Annotated in this window: 23 protein-coding genes; 6 read left to right on the top strand and 17 right to left on the bottom strand. The window is 64.7% G+C overall.

Annotated elements, in window-relative coordinates:
* From D0Y85_RS09030 to D0Y85_RS09010, 5 genes are all read right to left on the bottom strand, one after another.
* Positions 1–1,344 carry an LLM class flavin-dependent oxidoreductase gene (locus D0Y85_RS09030; RefSeq protein WP_117310213.1) on the bottom strand — a complete coding sequence of 448 codons (1,344 nt, stop codon included), beginning with the start codon at positions 1,342–1,344 and terminating at the stop codon, positions 1–3.
* Positions 1,345–1,360: 16 nt separating this feature from the next.
* Positions 1,361–2,338, bottom strand: coding sequence for an MsnO8 family LLM class oxidoreductase (locus tag D0Y85_RS09025; protein WP_117310212.1), 978 nt, complete (start codon positions 2,336–2,338; stop codon positions 1,361–1,363).
* A 14-nt stretch (positions 2,339–2,352) separates the two neighbouring features.
* A complete protein-coding gene (locus D0Y85_RS09020; protein ID WP_117310211.1) occupies positions 2,353–2,715 on the bottom strand; it encodes a DUF3088 family protein in 363 nt (120 codons plus the stop codon).
* Positions 2,716–2,863: 148 nt separating this feature from the next.
* Positions 2,864–3,445, bottom strand: a complete 582-nt coding sequence (gene msuE / locus D0Y85_RS09015; RefSeq protein WP_117310210.1) for an FMN reductase — start codon at positions 3,443–3,445, stop codon at positions 2,864–2,866.
* 51 nt (positions 3,446–3,496) lie between these two features.
* Positions 3,497–6,073, bottom strand: coding sequence for a TonB-dependent receptor (locus D0Y85_RS09010; RefSeq protein WP_117310209.1), 2,577 nt, complete (start codon positions 6,071–6,073; stop codon positions 3,497–3,499).
* Between the two features lie 248 nt (positions 6,074–6,321).
* Between D0Y85_RS09010 and D0Y85_RS09005 the strand changes: the two genes are divergently transcribed.
* Positions 6,322–7,323, top strand: coding sequence for a helix-turn-helix domain-containing protein (locus tag D0Y85_RS09005; RefSeq protein ID WP_032976126.1), 1,002 nt, complete (start codon positions 6,322–6,324; stop codon positions 7,321–7,323).
* A 92-nt stretch (positions 7,324–7,415) separates the two neighbouring features.
* Here D0Y85_RS09005 and D0Y85_RS09000 read toward each other — a convergent pair whose 3' ends face one another.
* Positions 7,416–9,185: an oleate hydratase gene (locus D0Y85_RS09000; RefSeq protein WP_117310208.1), complete on the bottom strand. Its 1,770-nt coding sequence runs from the start codon at positions 9,183–9,185 to the stop codon at positions 7,416–7,418.
* Between the two features lie 429 nt (positions 9,186–9,614).
* Here D0Y85_RS09000 and D0Y85_RS08995 point away from each other — a divergent pair, with 429 nt between their 5' ends.
* Genes D0Y85_RS08995 through D0Y85_RS08985 form a run of 3 tightly spaced genes read left to right on the top strand, consistent with a single transcriptional unit; the run spans position 9,615 to position 10,592 of the window.
* A complete protein-coding gene (locus tag D0Y85_RS08995) occupies positions 9,615–9,809 on the top strand; it encodes a hypothetical protein (protein WP_117310207.1) in 195 nt (64 codons plus the stop codon).
* Positions 9,810–9,816: 7 nt separating this feature from the next.
* On the top strand, positions 9,817–10,131 hold the full coding sequence (locus D0Y85_RS08990) for a metalloregulator ArsR/SmtB family transcription factor (RefSeq protein ID WP_117310206.1): 315 nt from the start codon (positions 9,817–9,819) through the stop codon (positions 10,129–10,131).
* Positions 10,132–10,133: 2 nt separating this feature from the next.
* A complete protein-coding gene (locus D0Y85_RS08985; RefSeq protein WP_117310205.1) occupies positions 10,134–10,592 on the top strand; it encodes an SRPBCC family protein in 459 nt (152 codons plus the stop codon).
* Between the two features lie 23 nt (positions 10,593–10,615).
* Here the strand turns inward: D0Y85_RS08985 and D0Y85_RS20540 are convergent, their stop codons facing one another.
* The 7 genes from D0Y85_RS20540 to D0Y85_RS08955 form a co-directional block, all read right to left on the bottom strand.
* Complete coding sequence (locus D0Y85_RS20540) at positions 10,616–10,999, bottom strand: Imm52 family immunity protein (RefSeq protein WP_162887636.1); 384 nt, start codon at positions 10,997–10,999, stop codon at positions 10,616–10,618.
* Positions 11,000–11,376: 377 nt separating this feature from the next.
* The gene (locus D0Y85_RS08975; protein ID WP_117310203.1) at positions 11,377–11,856 is read right to left on the bottom strand and encodes an Imm52 family immunity protein; all 480 of its coding nucleotides are present in this window, start codon (positions 11,854–11,856) and stop codon (positions 11,377–11,379) included.
* Positions 11,847–12,119 carry a hypothetical protein gene (locus tag D0Y85_RS20535; protein ID WP_162887635.1) on the bottom strand — a complete coding sequence of 91 codons (273 nt, stop codon included), beginning with the start codon at positions 12,117–12,119 and terminating at the stop codon, positions 11,847–11,849. Before D0Y85_RS20535 ends, D0Y85_RS08975 begins: the two co-directional genes overlap by 10 nt.
* Positions 12,116–12,820: a Tox-REase-5 domain-containing protein gene (locus D0Y85_RS08970; RefSeq protein ID WP_117310202.1), complete on the bottom strand. Its 705-nt coding sequence runs from the start codon at positions 12,818–12,820 to the stop codon at positions 12,116–12,118. Before D0Y85_RS08970 ends, D0Y85_RS20535 begins: the two co-directional genes overlap by 4 nt.
* Positions 12,820–13,179, bottom strand: coding sequence for a hypothetical protein (locus tag D0Y85_RS08965; RefSeq protein WP_117311889.1), 360 nt, complete (start codon positions 13,177–13,179; stop codon positions 12,820–12,822). Before D0Y85_RS08965 ends, D0Y85_RS08970 begins: the two co-directional genes overlap by 1 nt.
* The gene (locus tag D0Y85_RS08960; RefSeq protein ID WP_117310201.1) at positions 13,173–13,631 is read right to left on the bottom strand and encodes a DUF4123 domain-containing protein; all 459 of its coding nucleotides are present in this window, start codon (positions 13,629–13,631) and stop codon (positions 13,173–13,175) included. Before D0Y85_RS08960 ends, D0Y85_RS08965 begins: the two co-directional genes overlap by 7 nt.
* Positions 13,632–13,633: 2 nt before the next feature.
* Positions 13,634–14,047, bottom strand: a complete 414-nt coding sequence (locus D0Y85_RS08955) for a PAAR domain-containing protein (protein WP_117310200.1) — start codon at positions 14,045–14,047, stop codon at positions 13,634–13,636.
* 573 nt (positions 14,048–14,620) lie between these two features.
* Between D0Y85_RS08955 and D0Y85_RS08950 the strand changes: the two genes are divergently transcribed.
* On the top strand, positions 14,621–15,697 hold the full coding sequence (locus tag D0Y85_RS08950) for a Shedu immune nuclease family protein (protein ID WP_117310199.1): 1,077 nt from the start codon (positions 14,621–14,623) through the stop codon (positions 15,695–15,697).
* A gap of 141 nt (positions 15,698–15,838) precedes the next feature.
* Here D0Y85_RS08950 and D0Y85_RS08945 read toward each other — a convergent pair whose 3' ends face one another.
* The 4 genes from D0Y85_RS08945 to D0Y85_RS08930 form a co-directional block, all read right to left on the bottom strand.
* Positions 15,839–16,621 carry a 3-hydroxybutyrate dehydrogenase gene (locus tag D0Y85_RS08945; protein WP_117310198.1) on the bottom strand — a complete coding sequence of 261 codons (783 nt, stop codon included), beginning with the start codon at positions 16,619–16,621 and terminating at the stop codon, positions 15,839–15,841.
* Positions 16,622–16,753: 132 nt separating this feature from the next.
* Entirely contained in the window at positions 16,754–17,488 is a 735-nt protein-coding gene (locus tag D0Y85_RS08940) for a hypothetical protein (protein WP_117310197.1), read from the bottom strand.
* 107 nt (positions 17,489–17,595) lie between these two features.
* Complete coding sequence (locus tag D0Y85_RS08935; protein ID WP_117310196.1) at positions 17,596–18,390, bottom strand: SDR family oxidoreductase; 795 nt, start codon at positions 18,388–18,390, stop codon at positions 17,596–17,598.
* Positions 18,391–18,474: 84 nt separating this feature from the next.
* Positions 18,475–19,314, bottom strand: a complete 840-nt coding sequence (locus D0Y85_RS08930; RefSeq protein ID WP_117310195.1) for a type 1 glutamine amidotransferase domain-containing protein — start codon at positions 19,312–19,314, stop codon at positions 18,475–18,477.
* A gap of 96 nt (positions 19,315–19,410) precedes the next feature.
* Between D0Y85_RS08930 and D0Y85_RS08925 the strand changes: the two genes are divergently transcribed.
* The gene (locus D0Y85_RS08925; protein WP_117310194.1) at positions 19,411–20,334 is read left to right on the top strand and encodes a LysR family transcriptional regulator; all 924 of its coding nucleotides are present in this window, start codon (positions 19,411–19,413) and stop codon (positions 20,332–20,334) included.
* Positions 20,335–20,583 lie beyond the last annotated feature (249 nt).

Here is a 20,583-nt window from a genome sequence, read left to right as displayed (position 1 = left end):
CTACCCCGCCTTCCGCGCCGGCTCGGCGTCGCTTGCATGGCGGCTGGCCTTGTACGGCAGGCCCAGATGCTCACGCAGGGTCTGTCCCTCCACCTCGCGCTGGTGGTAGCCGCGCGCCTGCAGGATCGGCAGCACGTGGCTGACGAAATCATCCAGGCCTTCGCGCTGCGCGGCGAAGCCGAGGATGAAGCCATCGCTGGCGCCGGCGTCGAACCAGCGGATCAGTTCGTCGGCCACATGTTCCGGCGTGCCGATGAAGTTCGGCCGCGGGCTCACCGCCTGCAGTGCCACCTGGCGCAGGCTCAGGCCCTGCTCGCGCGCGTCCTGCTTGATGCGGTCGGTGGTGGAGCGGAAGGAATTGGCGCCGATGTCACCCAGCTCCGGGAACGGTGCATCCGGATCGTACTGGCTGAAATCATGGTGGTCGAAGAAGCGGCCGAGATACGCCAGGGCATCGTCCAGCCCGGCCAGCGCGGCAATCGCCTGGTACTTGGCCTCGGCGTCTTCCGCCGTACGGCCAACGATCGGGCCGATGCCCGGGAAGATCTTGACGTCACCGGCGCTGCGGCCATGGGCGATCGCCGAGTTCTTCACCTTCTGGGTAAACGCGCGGGTCTCCTCCAGCGACGGCGCGTGGGTGAATACCGCATCGGCGTACTTGCCGGCCAGCGCAATGCCATCGTCTGACGATCCGGCCTGGAAAATCACCGGCTGCCCCTGCGGCGAGCGCTGGATGTTGAGTGGGCCTTCCACCTGGAAGAAGCGGCCCTTGTGGTCGAGGCGGCGGAACTTCTCCGGCGCGAAAAACGTGCCGCTGTCGCGGTCACGCACGAACGCATCGTCATCCCACGAATCCCACAGCCCCTGTACCACCTCCAGGTACTCATCAGCAATCTGGTAGCGCAGCGCGTGTTCCGGATGCGGACGCCCGTAATTGCGACCCGAGCCTTCCAGCGGCGAGGTCACCACGTTCCACCCTGCACGGCCACCGCTGAGCAGATCCAGCGAAGCGAACTGGCGCGCCACGGTGAACGGATCGCTGTACGAGGTGGAGAGCGTGCCGGCCAGGCCGATCTTCTTCGTCGCCGTCGCCAGCGCCGACAGCAGCGAGATCGGCTCGAAGCGGTTGAGGAAATGCGGGATCGACTTCTCGTTGATGTACAGCCCGTCGGCAACGAAGCCGAAGGCAATGCCGTTGTCCTCGGCGGTACGCGCGATGTCGATGTAGTAGCCCAGGTTGACGCTGGCATCGGGCACGTTGGACGGATGCTTCCACGCATGCATGTGGCTGCCGGGGCCCTGCAGCATGATGCCGAACGGGATGGGACGCGGGGTCGTGCTCATGGAGTGGCTCCAGCAGTCAGGCCACCGCCGCGCGGGGCGCGGGCGACAGCAGTTCAAGGGACGTCAGGCGTGCGTCGAGGTCGGCCACCGGCGCGTCGAGGATGAATTCACCGACGCCGAAACGGCGGTGCAGCGCATCCAGCTCGCTGTGTACATGCTGCGCATCGCCAGAGAGCACGCTGGGGCGTGTCTCTTCGATGCGGAAATCAGCAACCCCCATCTGCCGCGCATATTCGGCAGCGGCCTCGGGGCTGGGCAGGTTCACCGTCTGCCCTGGCGCCAGGTGCAACTTGTAGACCCGCAGCGCGCCGATGTGGCGGGCGGCGGCCTCGCTGGTGGGCGCGGCGAAGGCCACCGTTGCCAGCAACGGGGCGTGCGCGGACACCGCGCGATAGGCCTCGAAGGCGGCCTCGATGTGCTTCGGGTCGCCATCGAAGTGCGCGGCGTAGACGAAGCGCCAGCCAAGCTCTGCGGCCTGCCGCGCACTCTGTGGACTCGCGCCCAGCAGGAAGCGCTCCGGCGGCGTCTGCGGAATCGGCCGCGCCTGAGCGTCGGCCTGCGCATCGGACAGATAGCCTTCCAGGTCGCGCAACTGCTGGTCGAAATCGGCGAACGGCGGGCGACCGGCGGCCAGTGCGGCAGTCGATGCCGGCAGACCGCCCGGCGCCTTGCCCACGCCCAGATCCACGCGCCCGGGCGCAAGGGCGGCCAGCAGATTGAAATTCTCGGCCACCTTGTAGGGGGCGTAGTGGCGCAGCATCACCCCGCCACTGCCGATGCGGATGCGCCGGGTCTGCGCCAGCACCCACGCCGCCAGCACTTCCGGTGCCGGGCTGGCCAGCGCCGGCGCGGCATGGTGTTCGGCAAACCAGTAGCGGTGGTAACCCAACTGCTCGGCGCGCTGCGCTAGTTGCAGGCTGTTGCGCAGCGCCTGTTCCGGCGTGCTGCCGTCGGCCACCGGGCTCTTGTCCAACACGCTGGTGAGGTAGCTCATCGTCACGTCCTCGCTCAGGGATGGGCCACGGGAATGCCGAGCAGGCCATTCAGTGCCGCCAGGATCGGCTCGGCACCGGAGATGTACTGGCGCTGCTGGTACTCACCACTGGCGTGCTCGTTGACCACGCCCTGCGGCAGCACCAGCTTCGGCAGCGACTGGTCCTGCTCACCGATCTCGGCGATCACCTCGCGGCGCGGCCGGCTGAAGCCGATGCGGCGCACGTCCAGTTGTGCGTCCAGGCCATCGATGCTCGACAGCGCACCTTCCAGCAGCAGGCTGTGCCGGCAGAAGAAGCGTTGGCCGGGCAGCTGGCCGTCCTCGAACTCGCAGTCCAGCAGGAACAGGATGGGTTTGTGGGTTGCGTCTACAGCCACGGGATCGTCCTCGTAGGGGCCGGCAATGCACTGCCGCTTCGATATCGATGCTAGAGAAGGACGGCCCGATGCCAGCGCCGGAACTCGACAATCCACGGTCGGATCCGGCCATGCAGATGCAGGTTGGCAATAAGGTCATGGCGCGGCGCTAGGCAATCCGTCGCAGTGGCGGTGCTGCGGATGCCGCCAGCGGCACGACATGTCCCGCCGCACGCTCGGCCGCCAGTTGAATGCGTGCCTGCAGTGCAGCGCTGTTGATCCGGTCGCCGTCGAAGTCGGCTGGCGTGGCATACACCCCGATCGGCAACGTATGCGCCTGCAGGAAGCTGAAAAGCGGCCGCAGCTGATGGTCGATCACCAGGGCGTGGCGCTCGCTGCCACCGGTGGCCGCCAGCAGTACTGGTGTATCCACCAGCGCGTCCAGCCCGATGAAGTCGATCAGGTGCTTGAACAGGCCCGGATAGGACCCGCGATACACCGGCGTGGCCGCCACCAGCAGCTGCGCCGACTCAATCGTGGCCAGCGCGCGCTCCACCTGCGGCTCTACTTCACTGCGCTGCAGCGCCTGCCCCAGCGAGCGTGCGATCGGCGCCAGCTCGACCAGCTCCACGCTGATGTTGACCCGCTCGCGCAGTTCTTCCAGCAGATGCCGCACCAGCAGCAACGTGCGCGACGTCGCCGAACTGGTCGGCGACCCCACCAATGCAACCACCTTCAATGCAGAAGACATGACCCCTCCTCGGTAGCGCCGGGCCATGCCCGGCGACGTTTCACATGAACCTCAGAACCGGTAATTGACGCGCCCGTACCAGAACGTCCCGACGTTGCTCAGCACATCACCGCTGTCCCAAGTGGTCTCGATGCTGGCCACATCGGTGGCGCTGCGTGCGTACGCGGGCACTTTGCGGGTGCGCTTGTCGAACAGATTGTTGATGCCCAGCGCCGCGCTCCAGCCCGCGCCCAGCTCTACGCCACCGGACAGGTTGGTCACCAGCACCGGCGGCTGCTTGTACTCCACGCCGTTGTTCAGGCGCTTGATCGGGCCGTAGTAGGTGAAGTCCACGTTCGAACGCCAGCGCCCGTTCTGCCAGCCCAGCCCCGCCACCTGCGTGTACGACGGCGTGCGGAAGCGCAGCGCGTACTCACTGGATTTGGTCAGCAGGTTGATGTTCGGCAGCCCCTGCAGCGCCTGCGGAATCGCGCTCACTTTTTGGATGGTGGTGCGGCCCACATTGGCCGCGTAGCTCCAGCGCAGCTTGCCCCACTGCGTTTCCTGGTTGGCTTCCAGGGTCAGCTCCACGCCGCGCGTGCGGGTGTCGCCCACGTTGGTGAAGTAGCTGGCGTAGAACGCATCACCGGGCAGGATGCTGATGCCGGCCGTGCCCAGCAGCGCGTCGATGGTGTTCTTCTGCGCGGCGGTCAGCACGGTGCCACTGTTGTCGGTCACCCGCGCCGGGTCCTGCGCGTTGTAGCCGATCTGGCTGGACTGGCCCAGCTGGCCACGGATGTCGATCTGGTACGCATCCACCGCCAGATGGAAGGCCGGGCTCGGGTCCCAGGTCACGCCGAGGCTGTAGTTGGTGGCCTTCTCCGGCTTCAGTGGCGTAGCGCCCAGCGCCACTGCTGCCGGCGAAGCGACCTGCGCCACCAGCGTGGTACCGCACGGGCAGCTGCCGGTGGCCTGGTAGAACTGCGCGCCCAGGCTCGGCGCGTGGAAGCCATTGCTGACCGTGGCACGTACGCCCAGCGCATCGGTGAAGTCGAAGCGCGTGGTCAACCGACCGGTCGACACCGTGCCGAAGTCCGAGTGGTCTTCCCAGCGCGCGGCGGCATCGAGGTACCAGCGCGACGTGATGTTGGTCGCTGCACCGGCGTACACCGCCTTGCTGTTGCGGGTGGCCTTCACCGCATCGGCGGTCGAATAGCCCACGAAGGCGGCCGCACCGAAGCCGGTGTACGACTCCCACTGCCCTGCCCCGCGTTCGTATTGTTCGTGCTGGTACTCGGCACCGGCACTCACTTCCAGCGGCGATGCGAAGGCCGCCACCTCGAAGCCTCGACGCAGATCAAGGTTGGCGATGCCCTGCTGGTAATCCAGCTTGCCATCATAAAAGTCGGTCGGCGAGCCGGGGTACGGCAGCGAGTAGTTCACCGAATTGCGGGTGTAGGTGCGCACCGTGTTGCGGTTGCCGGTCAGGCTGAAGTCGTAGTCCCACCCCGCAACCTGACCCTTCACCCCAGCCGTGCCGGTGTACTGCTTCTCCTTGGTTTCCAGCACCGGCAGAAAGCCATCGGGAAACACGCTCAGCACGCCCGGTGCCTTGTAGGTGGTGAAGATCGTTGCCGGCAGGCGGAAGTTCTGGATCGCCTGCGCGGTGCGGTCGCTGGCGGTCGCATTGGCGTAGAACTGGGCGTTCTCGCCCAAGCCATGGCCCACGTTCACCGCGAAGGCCTTCAGCGCATACGACGGCGAGCTGAGGATGATATTGGCCTCGGCATCGCGCCCGGCCTCGGCCGGGTTCGGCGTCGCTCCAGCCGGCAAGCGGTTGTTTGGACGCAGCGCCACCAGGTTGCCGTTGCCATCCACGGCGGGATAACTCAGGTAGTCGTCGATGTAGCGCCGCGTGCGGATCGCATGGTGCTGGCGCGTGCTCTCGCCGGACAGGTTGATGAAGCCATCCTCGCCCCACGGCAGGCCGATGTTGGCGCGCACGCTGGTGCGGCTACCGTCGCCATCGGTGCTCTGCCCGCTCTCCACCGACACATCGCCACCGTGCGCCTGCGATTTCAGGATCACGTTGATCACTCCGGTGATCGCGTCCGAACCATAGATGGCCGAAGCGCCGTCGCGCAGCACCTCCACATGGTCGATGGCCGACACCGGAATCAGCGCCAGATCGGCCCAGGCGTGGCCGGGATAGCCGCCACCGTTGGCGCCACTGACATACGCGCTGGCGTTGCGGCGCTTGCCGTTCACCAGCACCAGCGTGTAACCCGGCGACAGGTTGCGCAGCTGGTAACCGCGGATCAGGCTTTCCTGGTCGCTCTGGTAACCGCCGATCTGGCTGAGCGATGGCAGGCTGCGCTGCAGCGCTTCCAGCAGGTTGGCCTGGCCGGTCGCGGCCAGGTCCTCGGCGGAAATCACGTCGATCGGTGTCGAGCTGTTCTTCACCGTGCGCGTGCTGGTGCGTGAACCGGTCACCACCACCGCATCCAGCGTGGACGCAGCAAGGTTGGCAGATGCAGCCGTGGCTGCCGACGGTGCATCGGCCTCAGCCGCATACGCCGGAGCAGCGGCAAGCGTGGCGGCAATCAGCAGGGAGAGCGTGGACAGCGCAGGAATGTGGGCAGCAGGCATGGGGGCTCGTGGGGGTGGGCCGGAGACACGCCTCCATTCAAGAGCCCACGCCCAACACGCAACAGCGGATATCGCGTCATGTGACCGTCACATCGCGCCAGCCACATGACTGCTGGTAATGACCTTACGCAGCAACGCGCGCGCGTCCGGTGCCAACGGAAACCGGCCACCGGCCATATGCCGCACTGGCATCACCTCATGCCGCCACGACACGCTGGCGCAGGCACCTTCATCGGTAGCATCAAGCCATGCCCACCCTGCCCGCCGATCCGACCGCGCCCACCGTCGCCATCGTGGCCTGCCACGGCCAGGGCCTGTTCGAATTCGGCTGCGCGGTCGGCCTGTTCGCACCCATCCGCCCTGAACTGGGCGTGGCCTGGTACCGCACCCAGCTCTGCGCTGGCGAACCCGGTGCACTGCGCATGCTCGGCAGTGCGCAGGTGCAGCTGCCCTACGATCTGAGCGCCGTCGACGACGCCGACATCATCGTCATTCCCGGTTGGCGCGAACCCAGCGAGCGCCCGCCGCAGGCGTTGCTTGATGCCCTCACCCGCGCCCATGCGCGCGGCGCACGCATCACGTCCATCTGCTCCGGTGCATTCGTGCTCGCCTGGGCCGGTTTGCTCGATGGCCGCCAGGCCACCACCCACTGGCGCCTCACCGAAACGCTGGCGCGCGAATTTCCGCGCATCCATGTGCGCGACGATGTGCTGTACGTGGACGCCGGCAGCATCATCACCTCGGCCGGCTCGGCCACCGGCATGGACATGATGCTGCACATGGTGCGCAAGGATTACGGCGCGCGCGTGGCCAATCTGGTGGCCGAACGGCTGGTGCTGGCACCCTGGCGTGATGCCGAACGCAGCCAGCGGGTCAGCCGCGCGATCCCGCTGGGCGAGCCCACGCGGCTGGCGAAACTGATGGAATGGATGCGCCGCAACCTGCGCGAGCCGCATTCGCTGGGCAGCCTGGCCGAACAGGCCGCACTCAGCCAGCGCACCCTGCAGCGGCAGTTCCTCGAAGCCACCGGCCTGTCGCCCATCGACTGGCTCATCCGCGAACGCGTGGCCTACGCACGCGAACTGCTGGAAACCACCGACCGCCCGCTGCAATGGGTGGCCGAACAGGCGGGGTTCGGCTCGCAGGAATCGTTCCGCCGGCACTTCCGCGGCATGGTCGACGCCAGCCCCATCGAATACCGCAACCAGCACCGCAGTGGCCTCAGCGCCGACCGGCTGGTGGGGTGTTGAGTCCCGGTAGCGCCGGGCCATGCCCGGCGAGCGAAGCGGCCACTGCAGCGCGAGACGCCGGGCATGGCCCGGCGCTACCTGCGCCCGCTACCTCAGTCGTCCTGCACCAGCCCGAACTCGCGCAGCAGCCCACCAATCTGGGTCTTGTCCAGCTTGTTCATCAGCAGGTTGCGCAGGAACGCCGGCCCCGGAATGTCCAGCTCCTTGCCATCGCGAAGACGCCCGGTCGCTGCCAGCAGCGTGCGCACGTCGTAGGTCGAATTGAACACCTCCGGCACGCCGCGCTCGATACCCAGCAGCGTGTACACCGCTTCCATCGGCGTGCGCACCGAATACTCGGTGGTGAAGATGCAGTCGCGCTGCTTCGATTCGGCGAACTGGCCGATGAAGGCGAAGTTCACCGCGCCCTCCGGCACCACGTCCGGGCGGTCACCGGCCTGGCGCGGCATGAAGAACGCAGTGATGTACGGCATCATCACCGGCACTGTCTGCGCCCCGGTCGCCGCCAGCGCGTCGATCTCCTCCACCGGCACACCCAGGTGGTACAGCCATTCGCGGGTGATCTCCTCGCCCGTGCAGTCCTGCATCGGCTTGTTCACGTAATCGCCCGGCGTATCCACGAACAGCGAATACACCCACACCACGATCTGGTCCTTCGGCTGGTTCTTGAAGTGCGGCTGGCGGTTCACCGTCCAGCTCATCAGCCAGCGCGAGTCACGCACGCTCACGATGCCGCCGGTCACCACCTTGCCGCTGAACGGATCGCGCTTGGCAATCTTCTCGATGTACGCCGGAATGCGCGCGTCCAACGTGGTTACCGTCGCCGATTCCCACTTGGTTTCCGGTATATGCGCACCGAATACATCCGGGCGCCCGAACGCCGCATCCTTGGCCGCGATGCGCCGCCACAGGTCCCACGCCGGTGCCGGGCCTTCATTCAAGCGCGCAGCGGTGTGGTGGTCACCGTTGTCGGAATTCTCGGTCAGCGAGCCGATCGTCATGAACACCAGATCGTCCGCGCCCAGGTCCACGCCACCGGCCTGTCCATCCTGCATCCAGTGGATGCGCGTGGCCTGCTTGCGGCCCGCCTGCAGCGCGAAGTCCACATCGGTCACTTCAGTGCCGTACTGGAACCGCACGCCGCGCTCCTGCAGCCACTTCACCAGCGGCAGCACCAGCGATTCGTACTGGTTGTACTTGGTGAACTTCAGCGCCGAGAAATCCGGCAGCCCGCCGATATGGTGGATGAAACGATGCAGGTACAGCTTCATCTCCAGCGCCGAGTGCCATTCCTCGAACGCGAACATCGTGCGCCAGTACAGCCAGAAATTGCTGTCGAGGAAATCGCGGCCCAGTACCTCGTTGATGCGCTTGTTCTCCATCTCCTGCCGGGTGGCCAGGAACAGCGCGATCACGTCCTTCTGCGCCTGCTCGCTCAGGGTGAACAAGCCATCGGTATGCGCATCTTCGCCGCGATTGATCGTGGCACGCTGCAGCGAATAGTTCGGGTCGTCCTTGTTCAACCAGTAGAACTCGTCCAGCACACTGGCATCGTCGATTTCCAGCGAGGGAATTGAACGAAACAGATCCCACAGGCACTCGAAGTGGTCTTCCATCTCGCGGCCACCGCGGATCACGAAGCCCTTCTCCGGCACCTTCAGGCCATCCAGCGCGCCACCGGCAATCTGCTGCTGTTCCAGGATGGTGATGCGCTCGCCGGGCATGCCTCCATCGCGCACCAGGAACGCCGCACCGGCCAGCGAGGCCAGGCCCGAACCCACGAACCAGGCCGTCTTGTTGTCCACGCCCGCCGGCTTGCGCGGGCGCGCGAAGGCCTCGTAGTTGCCACTGCTGTAGTACATGCGCGTCTCCCTCCTGGATGGGGTAGCCCCCACTCTAGCGCCGAACCGATGTACCGCATCCTGCAGGAAGGCTGCGACGCAGTGACGCAGGTGCTTGCTGTCCCCGCGATTCCAACGGCCTCAACCGCCGTCAGCCGTCGCCACGGCAGTGAACCAGCGCTGGAACCTGTCGATGGCGTACCGCCAGTGCCACATCCGACGCGTCCAGCATCGCCGATCAGCGTCACGCTGTTGATCCACGCCGCTGCATTGACCGGTAGTGCCGGCCGCTGGTCGGCAACTGCAGTCACCCAACTCCGCCCAGGCTGCCGGCCAGCGGCCGGCACTACCCCGCTTGAAAATCCATCGGACACAGTTGACATGCAGGCATTTACCTGCCTATTGTTCTCCCACGGACGGCACCCCGCCGCCCACCGTGGAGCCGCAGTCATGGTGGATATTGCACACAGAGTCGGCATCAACGCCCCATCAGCCCAGGTCTACCAGGCCCTGGCCACCGCCGAAGGCGTCGCCGCCTGGTGGGCCGAGGACACCACCGGCGACCGCCACCCCGACGGCACTGTGCTGGACACCGGGCGCGGCCAGCCCAGCCCGCACGACGTCAAGATCGACAACTGGAACTGAAGCCCCCATGGATGCAGACAAGGTGTTCAAGGCACTGGCCGACCCCACGCGCCGCACGCTGCTGGACCTGCTCTGCGAAGACAACGGCCAGACCCTCGGCCAGCTCTGCGAGCACCTGGACATGGCCCGGCAATCGGTCACCCAGCACCTGGGCCTGCTGGAAGACGCCAACCTGATCAGTACCGTCAGGCGTGGCCGCGAGAAGCTGCACTTCATCAACCCGGTGCCGCTGCACGATGTCTATACGCGCTGGGTAAGCAAGTTCGAGCAGCAGCGCCTGAGCCTGCTGCATGACCTCAAACAGGAACTGGAAGGACAATGACGATGAGCGCTGAATCCACCCGTTTCATCCACGTGATCTATATCGCCTCCACGCCGCAGAAGGTGTTCGAGGCCATCACCCGCCCGGAGACTGCCCGCACCTACTGGGGCCACGAGAACGTCTCGGACTGGCAAGCCGGCTCGCGCTGGCAACATGTGCGCGCCAACGAAACGCGCTCGGTCGAACTGGTTGGCGACGTGGTGGAAAGCACCCCACCCTCGCGGCTGGTGATCACCTGGGCCGGCGCCTCGCAGGCCGATGATCCGGCCGCCTACAGCCGGGTGACGTTCGAGATCATGCCCTACCAGGACATGGTGCGGCTGACCGTTACCCACGACGAGCTGGAACCGGGCAGCGGCATGGACACTGGCATCCGCCAGGGCTGGCCGATCGTGCTGTCGAGCCTGAAGTCGTTGTTGGAGACGGGCAAAGGATTGGATGTATTTGCAAAGCCGAGTTGATTCACCGGCCAGCATGGATCGCGCTACCCCAGCAAGGGATCCGTAACCGGCAGCAGCCCCTGGTCAACCAGGCTCATCTCGACCTGGTTGGCCTGTTTGATGGCATGCGCATCAGCAAGATCGAGTACCTCCGTGGCGAGGATGAGGGTGCCACCGCCCCGTCGCTCAAGCCTTGCCGCGGCAGGAACCTGGTCTCGGGTCAACGGGACGTCTACGTAGCCCATCCAACCCAGGAACTCGCGGTGCGGGAAGGGCGCGCGATCAACGCTGTAGAGCAGCAGTTCACCCTCCACGAGCTGCTGAACGTTTGTCTGCGCAAACGTGATGGGGAGACTATCCAGCAGCGCCGAAATAGTGGATCGCAGAAGACTGGATGGCGATGCGAATACCTCCTCGATGCGATCCACGTGAAGTCGAAGCACCCCAAGCGCTGGCTGATAGCTCAGCCCTACACCCCCTCGCCTCAGCCAATCCTTATCATTTCCGGCATTTGTGAGAATTGCACCGTTGCTTCCTATCGAAGGCTGACTGGGATACTTCCGGGCAATCCTGGTGTCATCTCCTGCAATGCGCGTGGCAAATGCTTCACGATCGCAAGCAGGGATGTAGCGGTCCTTTGCGGACCGAGGATTAACCCACCAAAGCCCGAAACTCGGATCCACCTTCGACAGATTGGAGGTGATTCTCGAGATGTCCTCCCATACCTGTCCGGGGATTCGAGCCATCGGGGGAAACCGGCATATCAGAGAGATGTTCATACCAACCGTTCAAGCAGCTGGCGCTGCTATTTCAGTGCAGGATCAATGACCGGCAGCAGCTCCAGATCAACCAGGCGCATCTCCACCTGGTTGGCCTGCATGACCGCATGGGGATCTGAAAGATCAAGAACTTCGGTCGAGAGAATCAGCGTCCCTTGGCCTCTCCGTTCCAATCGAGCAGCCTCAGGAAGCTGGTCCTGTGTCAGCGCAACGTTCACATAGCCCATCCAGCCGAGGTAATCACGGTGAGGAAACGGTACACGGTCCCTGCTGTACAGCACCAGCTCACTCCCTACCTTCTGACGAACATTTGTTTGCGCAAACTGCACTCGACTGTCTTCCGCAGTGCATGAAAGCAAGCTCCACAGCAACGCCCCTGGATCGCGATACGCCCCATCGATCACGCTTATTGCAAGGCGCAGCTGCCCCATGCCCAGATTGACATAGAGCGCGACTCTGCCTTTCCGATGCCAATCTTTCTCACAGCCCGCATTCGTCAAGACCATGCTTGCAACCGAGGTCCGCCCTCCCCCGCACCGACACCGTACTCTGCGTCCAAGCGCTTCGCATCGCTCCCCATTCTCTCGATGATATTGTTGCGGTTTCGGAAGGAAACAAAATCACCGCCCGGCCCCTGCGGCGGAATCCACCACTCGGAAAAGTCAGGGTGTGCACGCCCCAGTAGTGCCAGCCATGAATTGGTCTCATCCAGGAACGCTACTGTGCTCAAGGTGGATGGCCTGAAGCTGAAGACCAGCGTGCTATTCATGGAAATCTCCCGAGCAGGTACGGCGTATGGAATGCGCTAGTGGCGGGGATACCGGCCGCCAACGCCGCCTCGTAGGCAGCTACATCCATGAAATGCCACTCCAACCTGCCCCGCGGCGAGGTTGGCTGAATTATTGCAAGTTGCTCTATGTAACCTGCCACCCATCCACCGACAATGATCGGGGTGAACGGTTTCGCCGGATCACCATATTCATTGAAGAAGCTACCAAAGTTCGCCTTCGCCTCCGCCACCGTGCATCGGCTCCTCCAGAAGCCATCAAACGAGATGCCCGCATACAGCCATTCCAGCGTCGTGTACTCGCCACCTCGCCCGAAGAAGCTCTTGGCGGTTTCAAGATCGATGTTCACGATAGTGTCCGAGCCATCGCCACGTCTCACATAGCCAAACCGCTCTGGGTCGGCATGCATATTCGCAATCTGGAGTTGGTAGTCATAGTTGATGCGTGTACGCGCGGTCAGATACCTGGGCGTAGGCGGCTGCCCTACCCTGCCATTGGCGAGCTGGCACTCGTTGCAGTCACTGGCGTCCTGGGCATCGGCACACTCCGCCTCGCGAGCCCTCACGCCAGGTGTGTCCTTCACCACATCCTTCGCCGCATTCGCCGCAGCGGCGGCCGCCGCTGCAGCCGCAGCCCGCTCGGCCAGCTTTCCCAGTCCCCAGCGAATCGGAATGGCGGCCATTACACACTTCCCTTCGGCCAGCGATGCAGGGCGACCAAGGCCCCCAGCAGATCTGCGGCCTGGATGTTGGGTTTGCCCGCGTGACGCAGGGCGATGTCGACCTCGGCATTGCGATGAAGCTCTCCGCCGCTGCCGACATCCGTCTTGGTCCATGCCACAAGTACAGGCAGGTGGGTGATGCCAAGTTCATAGGCCGCATAGGTGTAGCAGCGATCAGTCTCCGCCAGCAGTGCAGCGTCATCCAGCCCCATGACCCGTTCCGGCAGGTCACGCCGGATCTCAGCCGCAAGCCGGGGCAGGAAAGAGAACGGATCCGGCAAGCGCAACAGCGCCTCCTGTCGTGCATCCAGTGTCAGCACCAAAGTTTCTCCATAGTCGCGTGATCCAACTCCCAGTTCCGGTCCTGCAACCTCGCCGACCAGCGCGTGAACGGTGCGATGAACGCCGCTCTCTGCGCCCAGGTCATCACGCCCCACATCCGGTACAACGCGCGCCCGTCCCAGAACCGGAACAGGGCCCTGTTTCCGTCCTGCAACTGCAGCTCCATACGGGACTGAAGATGTGCAACGACATCGTCGGCGTCTTCCGCGCAGATAAAGCGGCAGACTACGCCGGGAAGCACTTCAAGGTTGAACAACCACTGATGTAGTGCCTGATCCTCATTCAACTGGATCAGCCAGGGCCCCGCATCCGCGTGAGGGCTCTCTGGCTGTCGTGCAAACAACGACCACGCCCTGCCGGTCGCCGCATAACGACGCAGAACAGCGGCCGTATCGGCAGAATGAGCGGCATCAACGATGGCATAGTCCATGATCACCTCCGCAGGAAAGCCGTGCCGTGTCCCGCTGCAGCCAGAAGACAGGCCTTACAGATCGGCTTACTGGTCACCGCAGGGGCAGCCTTCGGTGGCGACTGAGCCGCCTCAACCGCATTCGGCTGGTCGGGCACCGGCGCGCCCCCCGCTGCAATATGCGTCGTCAACTGCGTGCCTGCCAACAAGCTGCACCCACATGACAGGCGATCGCCATCGCGGGCGACCGGCTGCCCGTCCACTAGCCACGAGCCGTCGCCCGTAATGATCGGGAAGATGCCCTGATGCTTCGGGCACGTCGCCTTGTCCGAGATGCGGGCGACGGCGCTGCCATGGATATCGGTGAAAGCCGAACCGGTAATGACCCGTCCACCGCCACTGGTGCTGTCTCCTACCACTACGATCAATCGACCCATATCTGCGTTCCGTGCGAGGCGAGCGCCGGCGCGAACGCCAGCAACACGAAACTAACGGCGCTTCCAAGACTGTATCCAGAGGCACCGCGCCTGGCGAAACGCCCCGGTTCGATAAGCGCCTGAAGGAAAAGGAAACCTTCTCAGCATCGACGCACGGATCACGCCGCAGATAGGGTGCTTTGCGTCAGCGAAAGATGCAGAAGCCGACATGCTGAGCACAGCCTTCGACCCAAGCCATCACGTCCCGCTGCCACGCGTGCGGCCAGCACCGATTGAACACCGGCCCCCACTCATTCGCGCCAAACCATTTCCGACCGCGTTCTGACGCCGGCCACTCCAGCATCGCTCGCAGCCATCCTTGGCGCTGTTCACTCTCCCCGCTACCCTGTCGGCGCCGCAGATTCTGCAGCAGCGGGTACAGCCGGCTCAATGAATGTCCGATATGAGCAGCCTTGGCCGCTGAACTTCAACCGTCGCTCGCCCTATGAAGACTGTAGGGATTATCCCGATTGCGTGTGAAACGCTCGACGCACATTGTTGTCCACTCCAAGAAGGAACGAAGGCAAGCGCAGAATGAAAGTTGTAGATACAGTGCTCAGCTATGCAGGCGACTATCATCCGCAATCCAAGGGCATGTGCCGTCTTCGGGTTTTCTCTGGCGAGGGCGGCCCGCGCGTTCTCATCACAGATCTTGGCGCTTGCAATAATGGGCGTTCCGTCACCAATGCCATTGAAATGATCGTGGACCGAATCGAGGACAGCGGGTTGGCCCTCGGTGCAACGATCTTCATCGAGCACTACGAAAATCCTGACCCGGAACGCGACACATTTGATCAGGTACGGGTGTCGCCCAGCGTCAACTGGCATTCGATCTCGAAAGAGGCAGCGATTGCTTTGCTCGGATGCGATCCGGACGAGCTTGAAGACCGCACTGAGACCAACAAGCGGATCGTCGGCAGAGCCGAAACGCTCAGACTCTCCACAAGCCGTTTTGATGGTTCGCCCTGGCCCGAGTCTCCCGAGATCACCAAGCGCAAGCTCGAGATCGCGGAAGGGATGATCTCACGCTCTTCCGTACGCGCACTTGTCGAAGCCGGAAGTGGAGAACGCGAGCTCCAACGTCTGCTCAAGAGCGATCTTTCCATCATCGCCGAAGCATTCGCGTCGCCAGACGGCGAGTACATCTGCTTTTCGGAACTGCCCTTCGGCGACGGCTCGGTGGATTTTGCCGTGTTCACCGGCCGGTCGCGGATGGATATCATTCTGATCGAGGTCAAGGGAGCCGAATTCAACCTCGTCAATGTCAACCACTACCAAGAGTTCAACCACAAGGTACTGGAAGCCGCAGGCCAGCTCCGCAAGCGACTCGGATTGTTCTGTCGCAATCCGGAAGCCACGCGCCGCGAGCTGCACCGTATCCGTGCCGAGGCCGAGCGCGGCAGCCCGCTCCATAACGCATTCCTGGGCCCAAACGCCCCTCTTGAGGTAGATCCCGATAAGGACATCAATATCCGCTCTGTGATCATCGGCGGGCGAACCCAGAACGATCTGCAAGAGAGCCGCAAACGCCACGATTACGAACGCGGAACGTCACCACAAGTGCGGCTTGAATCGTGGGACACCTGGTTGCGCCGAATCCAGCGGGACTGAACTGGGCACCCAGCAGGCCGTCTCTTCGCGTCCGCTCGTTAATCCGGGCATTTGCATCAGCCCCATCAAGCGGTGTGCCGCGCCGGCGTCAGGCACGAAGCGATGGCAGGTAATGCAGAGAAACACGCACATGACCTGTGGCTACCGCGCGCTCCAACCCCCGTCCACCGGCAGCGCCGTGCCCGTGATCTGCGCCGCGGCATCCGAGGCCAGGAACACCACCATCTCGCCCAGCTGCTCAGGCGTCACGAACTGCAACGACGGCTGCTTCTCGGCCAGCAGCGCACGGGCGGCAGACTCCTGGTCCGTCCCCTCGCGCTCGGCCAAGGCGGTGATCTGCTGCTCGACCAGCGCCGTTCGCACCCACCCCGGGCAGATGGCATTGGCGGTAATGCCCGTGCCGGCGTTCTCCAGCGCGGTCACCTTGGTGAATCCCACCACGCCATGCTTGGCCGCCACATAGGCCGACTTGTTCACCGACCCAACCAGCCCATGCACCGACGCGATGTTGATGATGCGACCGGCCCCCTGCTGCTTCATATAGGGCAACGCCGCCGCCGTTGAGTGGAACACCGCCGACAGATTCAGCGCGAGGATCGCATCCCACTTCTCGACGGGAAAGTCCTCGATCGACGCTGTGTGCTGGATGCCCGCGTTGTTCACCAGAATGTCGATGCGCCCCATCGTCGCCACAGCGTGGTCGATCATGTCCCGAACGGCGTCGCCGCGAGACAGGTCGGCGCCATCATGCGCCACCCGCACGCCGAACTCGGATTCCAGACGGGTACGTATGCGTTCGATCTCCGCCGCATCGCCGAAGCCATTCAGCACGATATCGGCACCCTGCCGCGCCAGCGCAGTGGCAATGCCAAGACCGATACCGCTGGTGGAGCCGGTGACCACCGCGACTTTTCCGTTGAACATCGGCGAGCTTCCATCGGGCACAGGCAGCCAGTGTAGCGGCTGTCATGGCCCCGACCGACGGTCTTTCCTCAACTTACCCCGCAGTCTCAGTAGATCCACGCCACGCGTGGATGCTCTGGCTTCAACGCCCCATCACTTCCAATGATCCGGCCCCAGGAACGGCAGGCTCAACACAAACACCGGAACGGCCACAGGCACCAACGCCGCGCCCAGCACCTTGCCCGCCGCCGAACCCACACCCGGCGCATCCTCCCGCTCCGGCAGGATGCGCACCGCCCGCGCACTGATCGGCTGCGCCAGCTTCGCCTTCTCGGCCAAGGCAGCAGCTTCCGGCAACCGCACCCGCTCGCCATCGCCCTCGAACAGCGCGCTGTAATAGCTGCCGCCCTTCTTCGAAAGAGTGCAGGCGCGATCAAACGCCAGCGAGTAGCGCGTCCGCTCAAGCGGCAGGTAGTAGCGCGCTCGCTCGTCCACCACCTTGGCCTCACGCGGCGTAACCTCAATCCGCTCCAGCTTGAACTGCGCGGCCTGCGCCGCCGTCACCTGCTCCGGCCGCAGCAGCAGGGCGTAGCTGCCGTGCACCTTTGCCTTGTTGGCCGGATCGCGCCAATCCTCATGGAAGTACATCTGCGCGCAGGCCACCGCCCCGCGCAGCGGGCTGTCCATCAGCGCGCGGTAATCACGGAACGGCGCAGCGTCGAAGCGCATCGGCTCGTCATAGCGCGGCAGCAGGTACAGCTGGCCGTCTTCGGCCACGAACGCACCGGTGATTTCGCGGCCTGAGGTGTGCTCTTCCGGCCCACTGGCGCAGCCGGACAGCAGCGCCAGGCACAGAGCAGAGAAGATCAAGAGGATGGACGTTCGCATATCGTGTTGAAGCGCTTGCCTGGAAAAACGGCCCCGCGCATAGGGCGGAGCCGGTCCGCCATGGTGCCATGCACCCCGTCACGTGCCAAACCGGCCCAACCGCAGCATCACAGAATGGATCGGTACGTCCCGCCCTCTACGCGCACCGCGGCACCATTGGAGGCCGCGCCCAGCGGGCTGGCCAGCAGTGCCACCATCGCCGCGATCTCGTCGGCCTCGATCATCCGCGCGATCAGCGAACTGGGCCGGTAGGTCTGGAAGAAGTGCGCTTCAATCTGCGCATCGGTCATGTCTGGTCGCGGCGCCGTCTGGCGCAGGTAATCGACGATGCCGTCCGAGCGCGTCGCTGAGGGCAGCACGCTGTTGACCGTCACCCCGGTGCCCTGGGTCAGCTCGGCCATACCACGCGATACCGCCAGCTGCGCCGACTTGCTCACCCCGTAGTGCACCATGTCCGGCGGCGTGAACGCGCCTACCTCGCTGGACATGAAGATCACCCGTCCCCAGTTGCGTTCCAGCATGCGCGGGAAGTAGTGCCGCGACAGGCGCACGCCGGACAGCACGTTGACCTCCAGCATGCGCATCCAGTCATCGTCGCTGATGTCGGCGAAGGCCTTGGCTTCGTAGTAGCCCAGGTTGTTGACCAGGATATCGGTGTCAGGCTGTGCCGCGATCACGGTGGCCGCACCCTCGGCGCTGGCCAGATCAGCCACCACCGTCACCAGCTGCGCGTCCGGCGCGCCCGCGGTGATCTCGGCCGCGGCTGTCTGCAGCTTGGCTGGGTCACGGCCAGTCAGGGTCACGCTTACACCTTCGCGTGCCAACGTGCGCGCGATGGCCAGGCCGATGCCGGCGGTCGCGCCGGTCACAAGTGCGGTCTTGCCCGCCAATTGAAGATCCACGTGGGTTGTCCTTTGAGTAGTTGCAGGGGCGGCCCGCGCACCGCGCGCGGGAGTCGCCGAAAAGCCGATGCGTTGGTGTCTGCCTTACCTCAACCGCTCAACCAACCGCTGCCCCACCTCCAGCGCCGAAGCCGGGTTCTGCCCGGTAATCAGCTCCCGGTCCACAACCACATGCCCCGTCCACGGCGTGCTGTTGCTACTGAACCGCGCGCCCGCCCGCTGCAGCGCGGTCTGCGGGTAGAACTTCATCTCACTACCGCCAAGCAGCGGCTTGGCCTGCTCTTCTTCCTGGTTGCTGATCACCGTCATCTGGTAGCCGCTGTAAATCCACTTCGGCGTAGCCGGCATCGCACCCGCGTCCAGCTTCGCCACGAAACCCGCCGCATCCGGCAACGTGGACAGCAGCGCGATCGGCCCGTGGCAGACCAGCGCGGTGGTCTTGTTGCGCTGGTGGAAGTCGGCCAGCAGCCGGCCCAGCGCCGGGCTCTTCAGCAGGTCCTGCATCGGCGCGTGGCCACCGGGAATGTAGACCGCATCGAAACGCGCGTAACCCTGCTGCTCCACGCGTGCCAGGCTGACCACCGGCGAGGCCGTCGGCGAGGTCAGCGCCAGTTTCTCCAGCAGATCCTTGTGCACCTTCAACTGCGCGGCATCGTTGCCGAAGTACGCCGGCGTCACCGAGGACGCATCCACCGTCGGTGCCCGCCCCTGCGGCGTGGCGAAGGTCACCTCGTGGCCCGCGTCCAGCAGCAGCTTGACCGGCTGCATCAGCTCGTTGAGATAGAAGCCGGTGGACAGCACCTTGCCGTCTTTCAGGTCCAGGTGGTTTTCGTCGGACAGCACCACCAGCACGTTGGCGGCATGCGCGCCGCTGGCGGCCAGGGTCAGGGCCAGCGCTGCGGCCAGCCGGGTCATCAGGTTCATGGGGAGCTCCTATTGGGGAATGGCCGCCACTTTATTCATCGCCCCAGCGGCGATAAATTGGCCCCATCGCAAAACATCTGTTCCCCGGAGAGCCAAATGAGCCGCAAGTTCGACTACCTAGGCGACGTGGAGGTGTTCCTGGCGGTGGTCGAGCACGGCTCGTTCACGGCCGGCGCGGTGGAGCTGTCCACCACGCCCTCGGTGCTGAGCCGCGCGGTCACCCGTCTGGAGGCGCGGCTGGGCCGCCAGCTGCTGCAGCGGACGACCCGCCGCGTGGGCCTGACCGACGCCGGGCGGCTCTACCGGGAACAGGTGCGCACCGCCTTCGGCCTGCTGGACGACGCCGAGCGCGACGTACTGGCCCAGGACGGTGCGCTGGCCGGCCGCGTGCGCCTGAGCGTGCCCACCACCTATGGCCACTACCGGCTGCCGCGCGTGCTGGCGCGCTTTGCGCAGCAGTACCCGCAGGTGCAGGTGGAACTGAACATCACCAACCGCAACGTGGACCTGGTGGCCGAAGGCTTCGACCTGGCCATCCGCCTGGGCCAGCTGCCGGACAGCGGGCTGGTGGCGCGAAAGCTGGAAGACGCCCGGCTGCTGCTGGTGGCCGCGCCGGACTACCTGCAGCGCCGCGGCACGCCGCAGACGTTGGACGATCTGCAGCAGCACCTGTGCCTGCCGTTTGTTATGCCGCGCACCGGGCGGCTGGCGCCGTGGATCTTCCGCGACGGCGGGCGCGACGTGGACTGGCTGCCGCGTTCGTCCATCGAGACCTCCGACGATGTGCTGGGCGTGGTGTCGCTGGCCGAACAGGGCATCGGCATCTGCCAGAGCTATGAGTTCATCGTGCGCGAGCGGTTGCAACGTGGGCAGCTGGTGGAAGTGCTGCCGCAGCTGCGGGGCAGATCGCGGCCGTTCTCGGTGATCTATGCGCCGCATCGGCGGCAGTCGGCTGCGGCGCGGGCGATGATTGAGTTGCTGGTGGAGAATACGTCGGTGGCTGAGTACGGCGTCGGCTAAGGATGCGATGCCTTCTTGCGGTGTCGGGTTTGAACCGATTTTCGGACCACGCGGCTGATCCGGCGCCGCTCCCTGCCGAGGCCGACTAAGAACTGTTGCAAAGAAGGCCATCGCACTATTCGCTTGTGGGACGGGCGATTGCGCCACTTTGATTCGCAATCAACATCGCGGCTGCGCGAATGCGTCTTGTGGCGTCGCGTGCTGCACGAAGGGCGCGTGCAACAATAGTTCTTCGCTCTCGAATCGCGC

It is taken from the genome of Stenotrophomonas sp. G4 (assembly GCF_003428825.1).
In the GTDB taxonomy this organism is placed as follows: domain Bacteria; phylum Pseudomonadota; class Gammaproteobacteria; order Xanthomonadales; family Xanthomonadaceae; genus Stenotrophomonas; species Stenotrophomonas indicatrix.
This window is presented reverse-complemented; position numbering and strand designations above follow the sequence as displayed.

Bases quoted from the DNA above. Each gene is read 5' to 3' on its own strand.
- D0Y85_RS09030 (WP_117310213.1), bottom strand. From the start codon at position 1,344: ATGAGCACGACCCCGCGTCCCATCCCGTTCGGCATCATGCTGCAGGGC.
- D0Y85_RS09025 (WP_117310212.1), bottom strand. From the start codon at position 2,338: ATGAGCTACCTCACCAGCGTGTTGGACAAGAGCCCGGTGGCCGACGGC.
- msuE (WP_117310210.1), bottom strand. From the start codon at position 3,445: ATGTCTTCTGCATTGAAGGTGGTTGCATTGGTGGGGTCGCCGACCAGT.
- D0Y85_RS09010 (WP_117310209.1), bottom strand. From the start codon at position 6,073: ATGCCTGCTGCCCACATTCCTGCGCTGTCCACGCTCTCCCTGCTGATT.
- D0Y85_RS09005 (WP_032976126.1), top strand. From the start codon at position 6,322: ATGCCCACCCTGCCCGCCGATCCGACCGCGCCCACCGTCGCCATCGTG.
- D0Y85_RS09000 (WP_117310208.1), bottom strand. From the start codon at position 9,185: ATGTACTACAGCAGTGGCAACTACGAGGCCTTCGCGCGCCCGCGCAAG.
- D0Y85_RS08995 (WP_117310207.1), top strand. From the start codon at position 9,615: ATGGTGGATATTGCACACAGAGTCGGCATCAACGCCCCATCAGCCCAG.
- D0Y85_RS08990 (WP_117310206.1), top strand. From the start codon at position 9,817: ATGGATGCAGACAAGGTGTTCAAGGCACTGGCCGACCCCACGCGCCGC.
- D0Y85_RS08985 (WP_117310205.1), top strand. From the start codon at position 10,134: ATGAGCGCTGAATCCACCCGTTTCATCCACGTGATCTATATCGCCTCC.
- D0Y85_RS08975 (WP_117310203.1), bottom strand. From the start codon at position 11,856: ATGGTCTTGACGAATGCGGGCTGTGAGAAAGATTGGCATCGGAAAGGC.
- D0Y85_RS20535 (WP_162887635.1), bottom strand. From the start codon at position 12,119: ATGAATAGCACGCTGGTCTTCAGCTTCAGGCCATCCACCTTGAGCACA.
- D0Y85_RS08970 (WP_117310202.1), bottom strand. From the start codon at position 12,820: ATGGCCGCCATTCCGATTCGCTGGGGACTGGGAAAGCTGGCCGAGCGG.
- D0Y85_RS08960 (WP_117310201.1), bottom strand. From the start codon at position 13,631: ATGGACTATGCCATCGTTGATGCCGCTCATTCTGCCGATACGGCCGCT.
- D0Y85_RS08955 (WP_117310200.1), bottom strand. From the start codon at position 14,047: ATGGGTCGATTGATCGTAGTGGTAGGAGACAGCACCAGTGGCGGTGGA.
- D0Y85_RS08950 (WP_117310199.1), top strand. From the start codon at position 14,621: ATGAAAGTTGTAGATACAGTGCTCAGCTATGCAGGCGACTATCATCCG.
- D0Y85_RS08945 (WP_117310198.1), bottom strand. From the start codon at position 16,621: ATGTTCAACGGAAAAGTCGCGGTGGTCACCGGCTCCACCAGCGGTATC.
- D0Y85_RS08940 (WP_117310197.1), bottom strand. From the start codon at position 17,488: ATGCGAACGTCCATCCTCTTGATCTTCTCTGCTCTGTGCCTGGCGCTG.
- D0Y85_RS08930 (WP_117310195.1), bottom strand. From the start codon at position 19,314: ATGAACCTGATGACCCGGCTGGCCGCAGCGCTGGCCCTGACCCTGGCC.
- D0Y85_RS08925 (WP_117310194.1), top strand. From the start codon at position 19,411: ATGAGCCGCAAGTTCGACTACCTAGGCGACGTGGAGGTGTTCCTGGCG.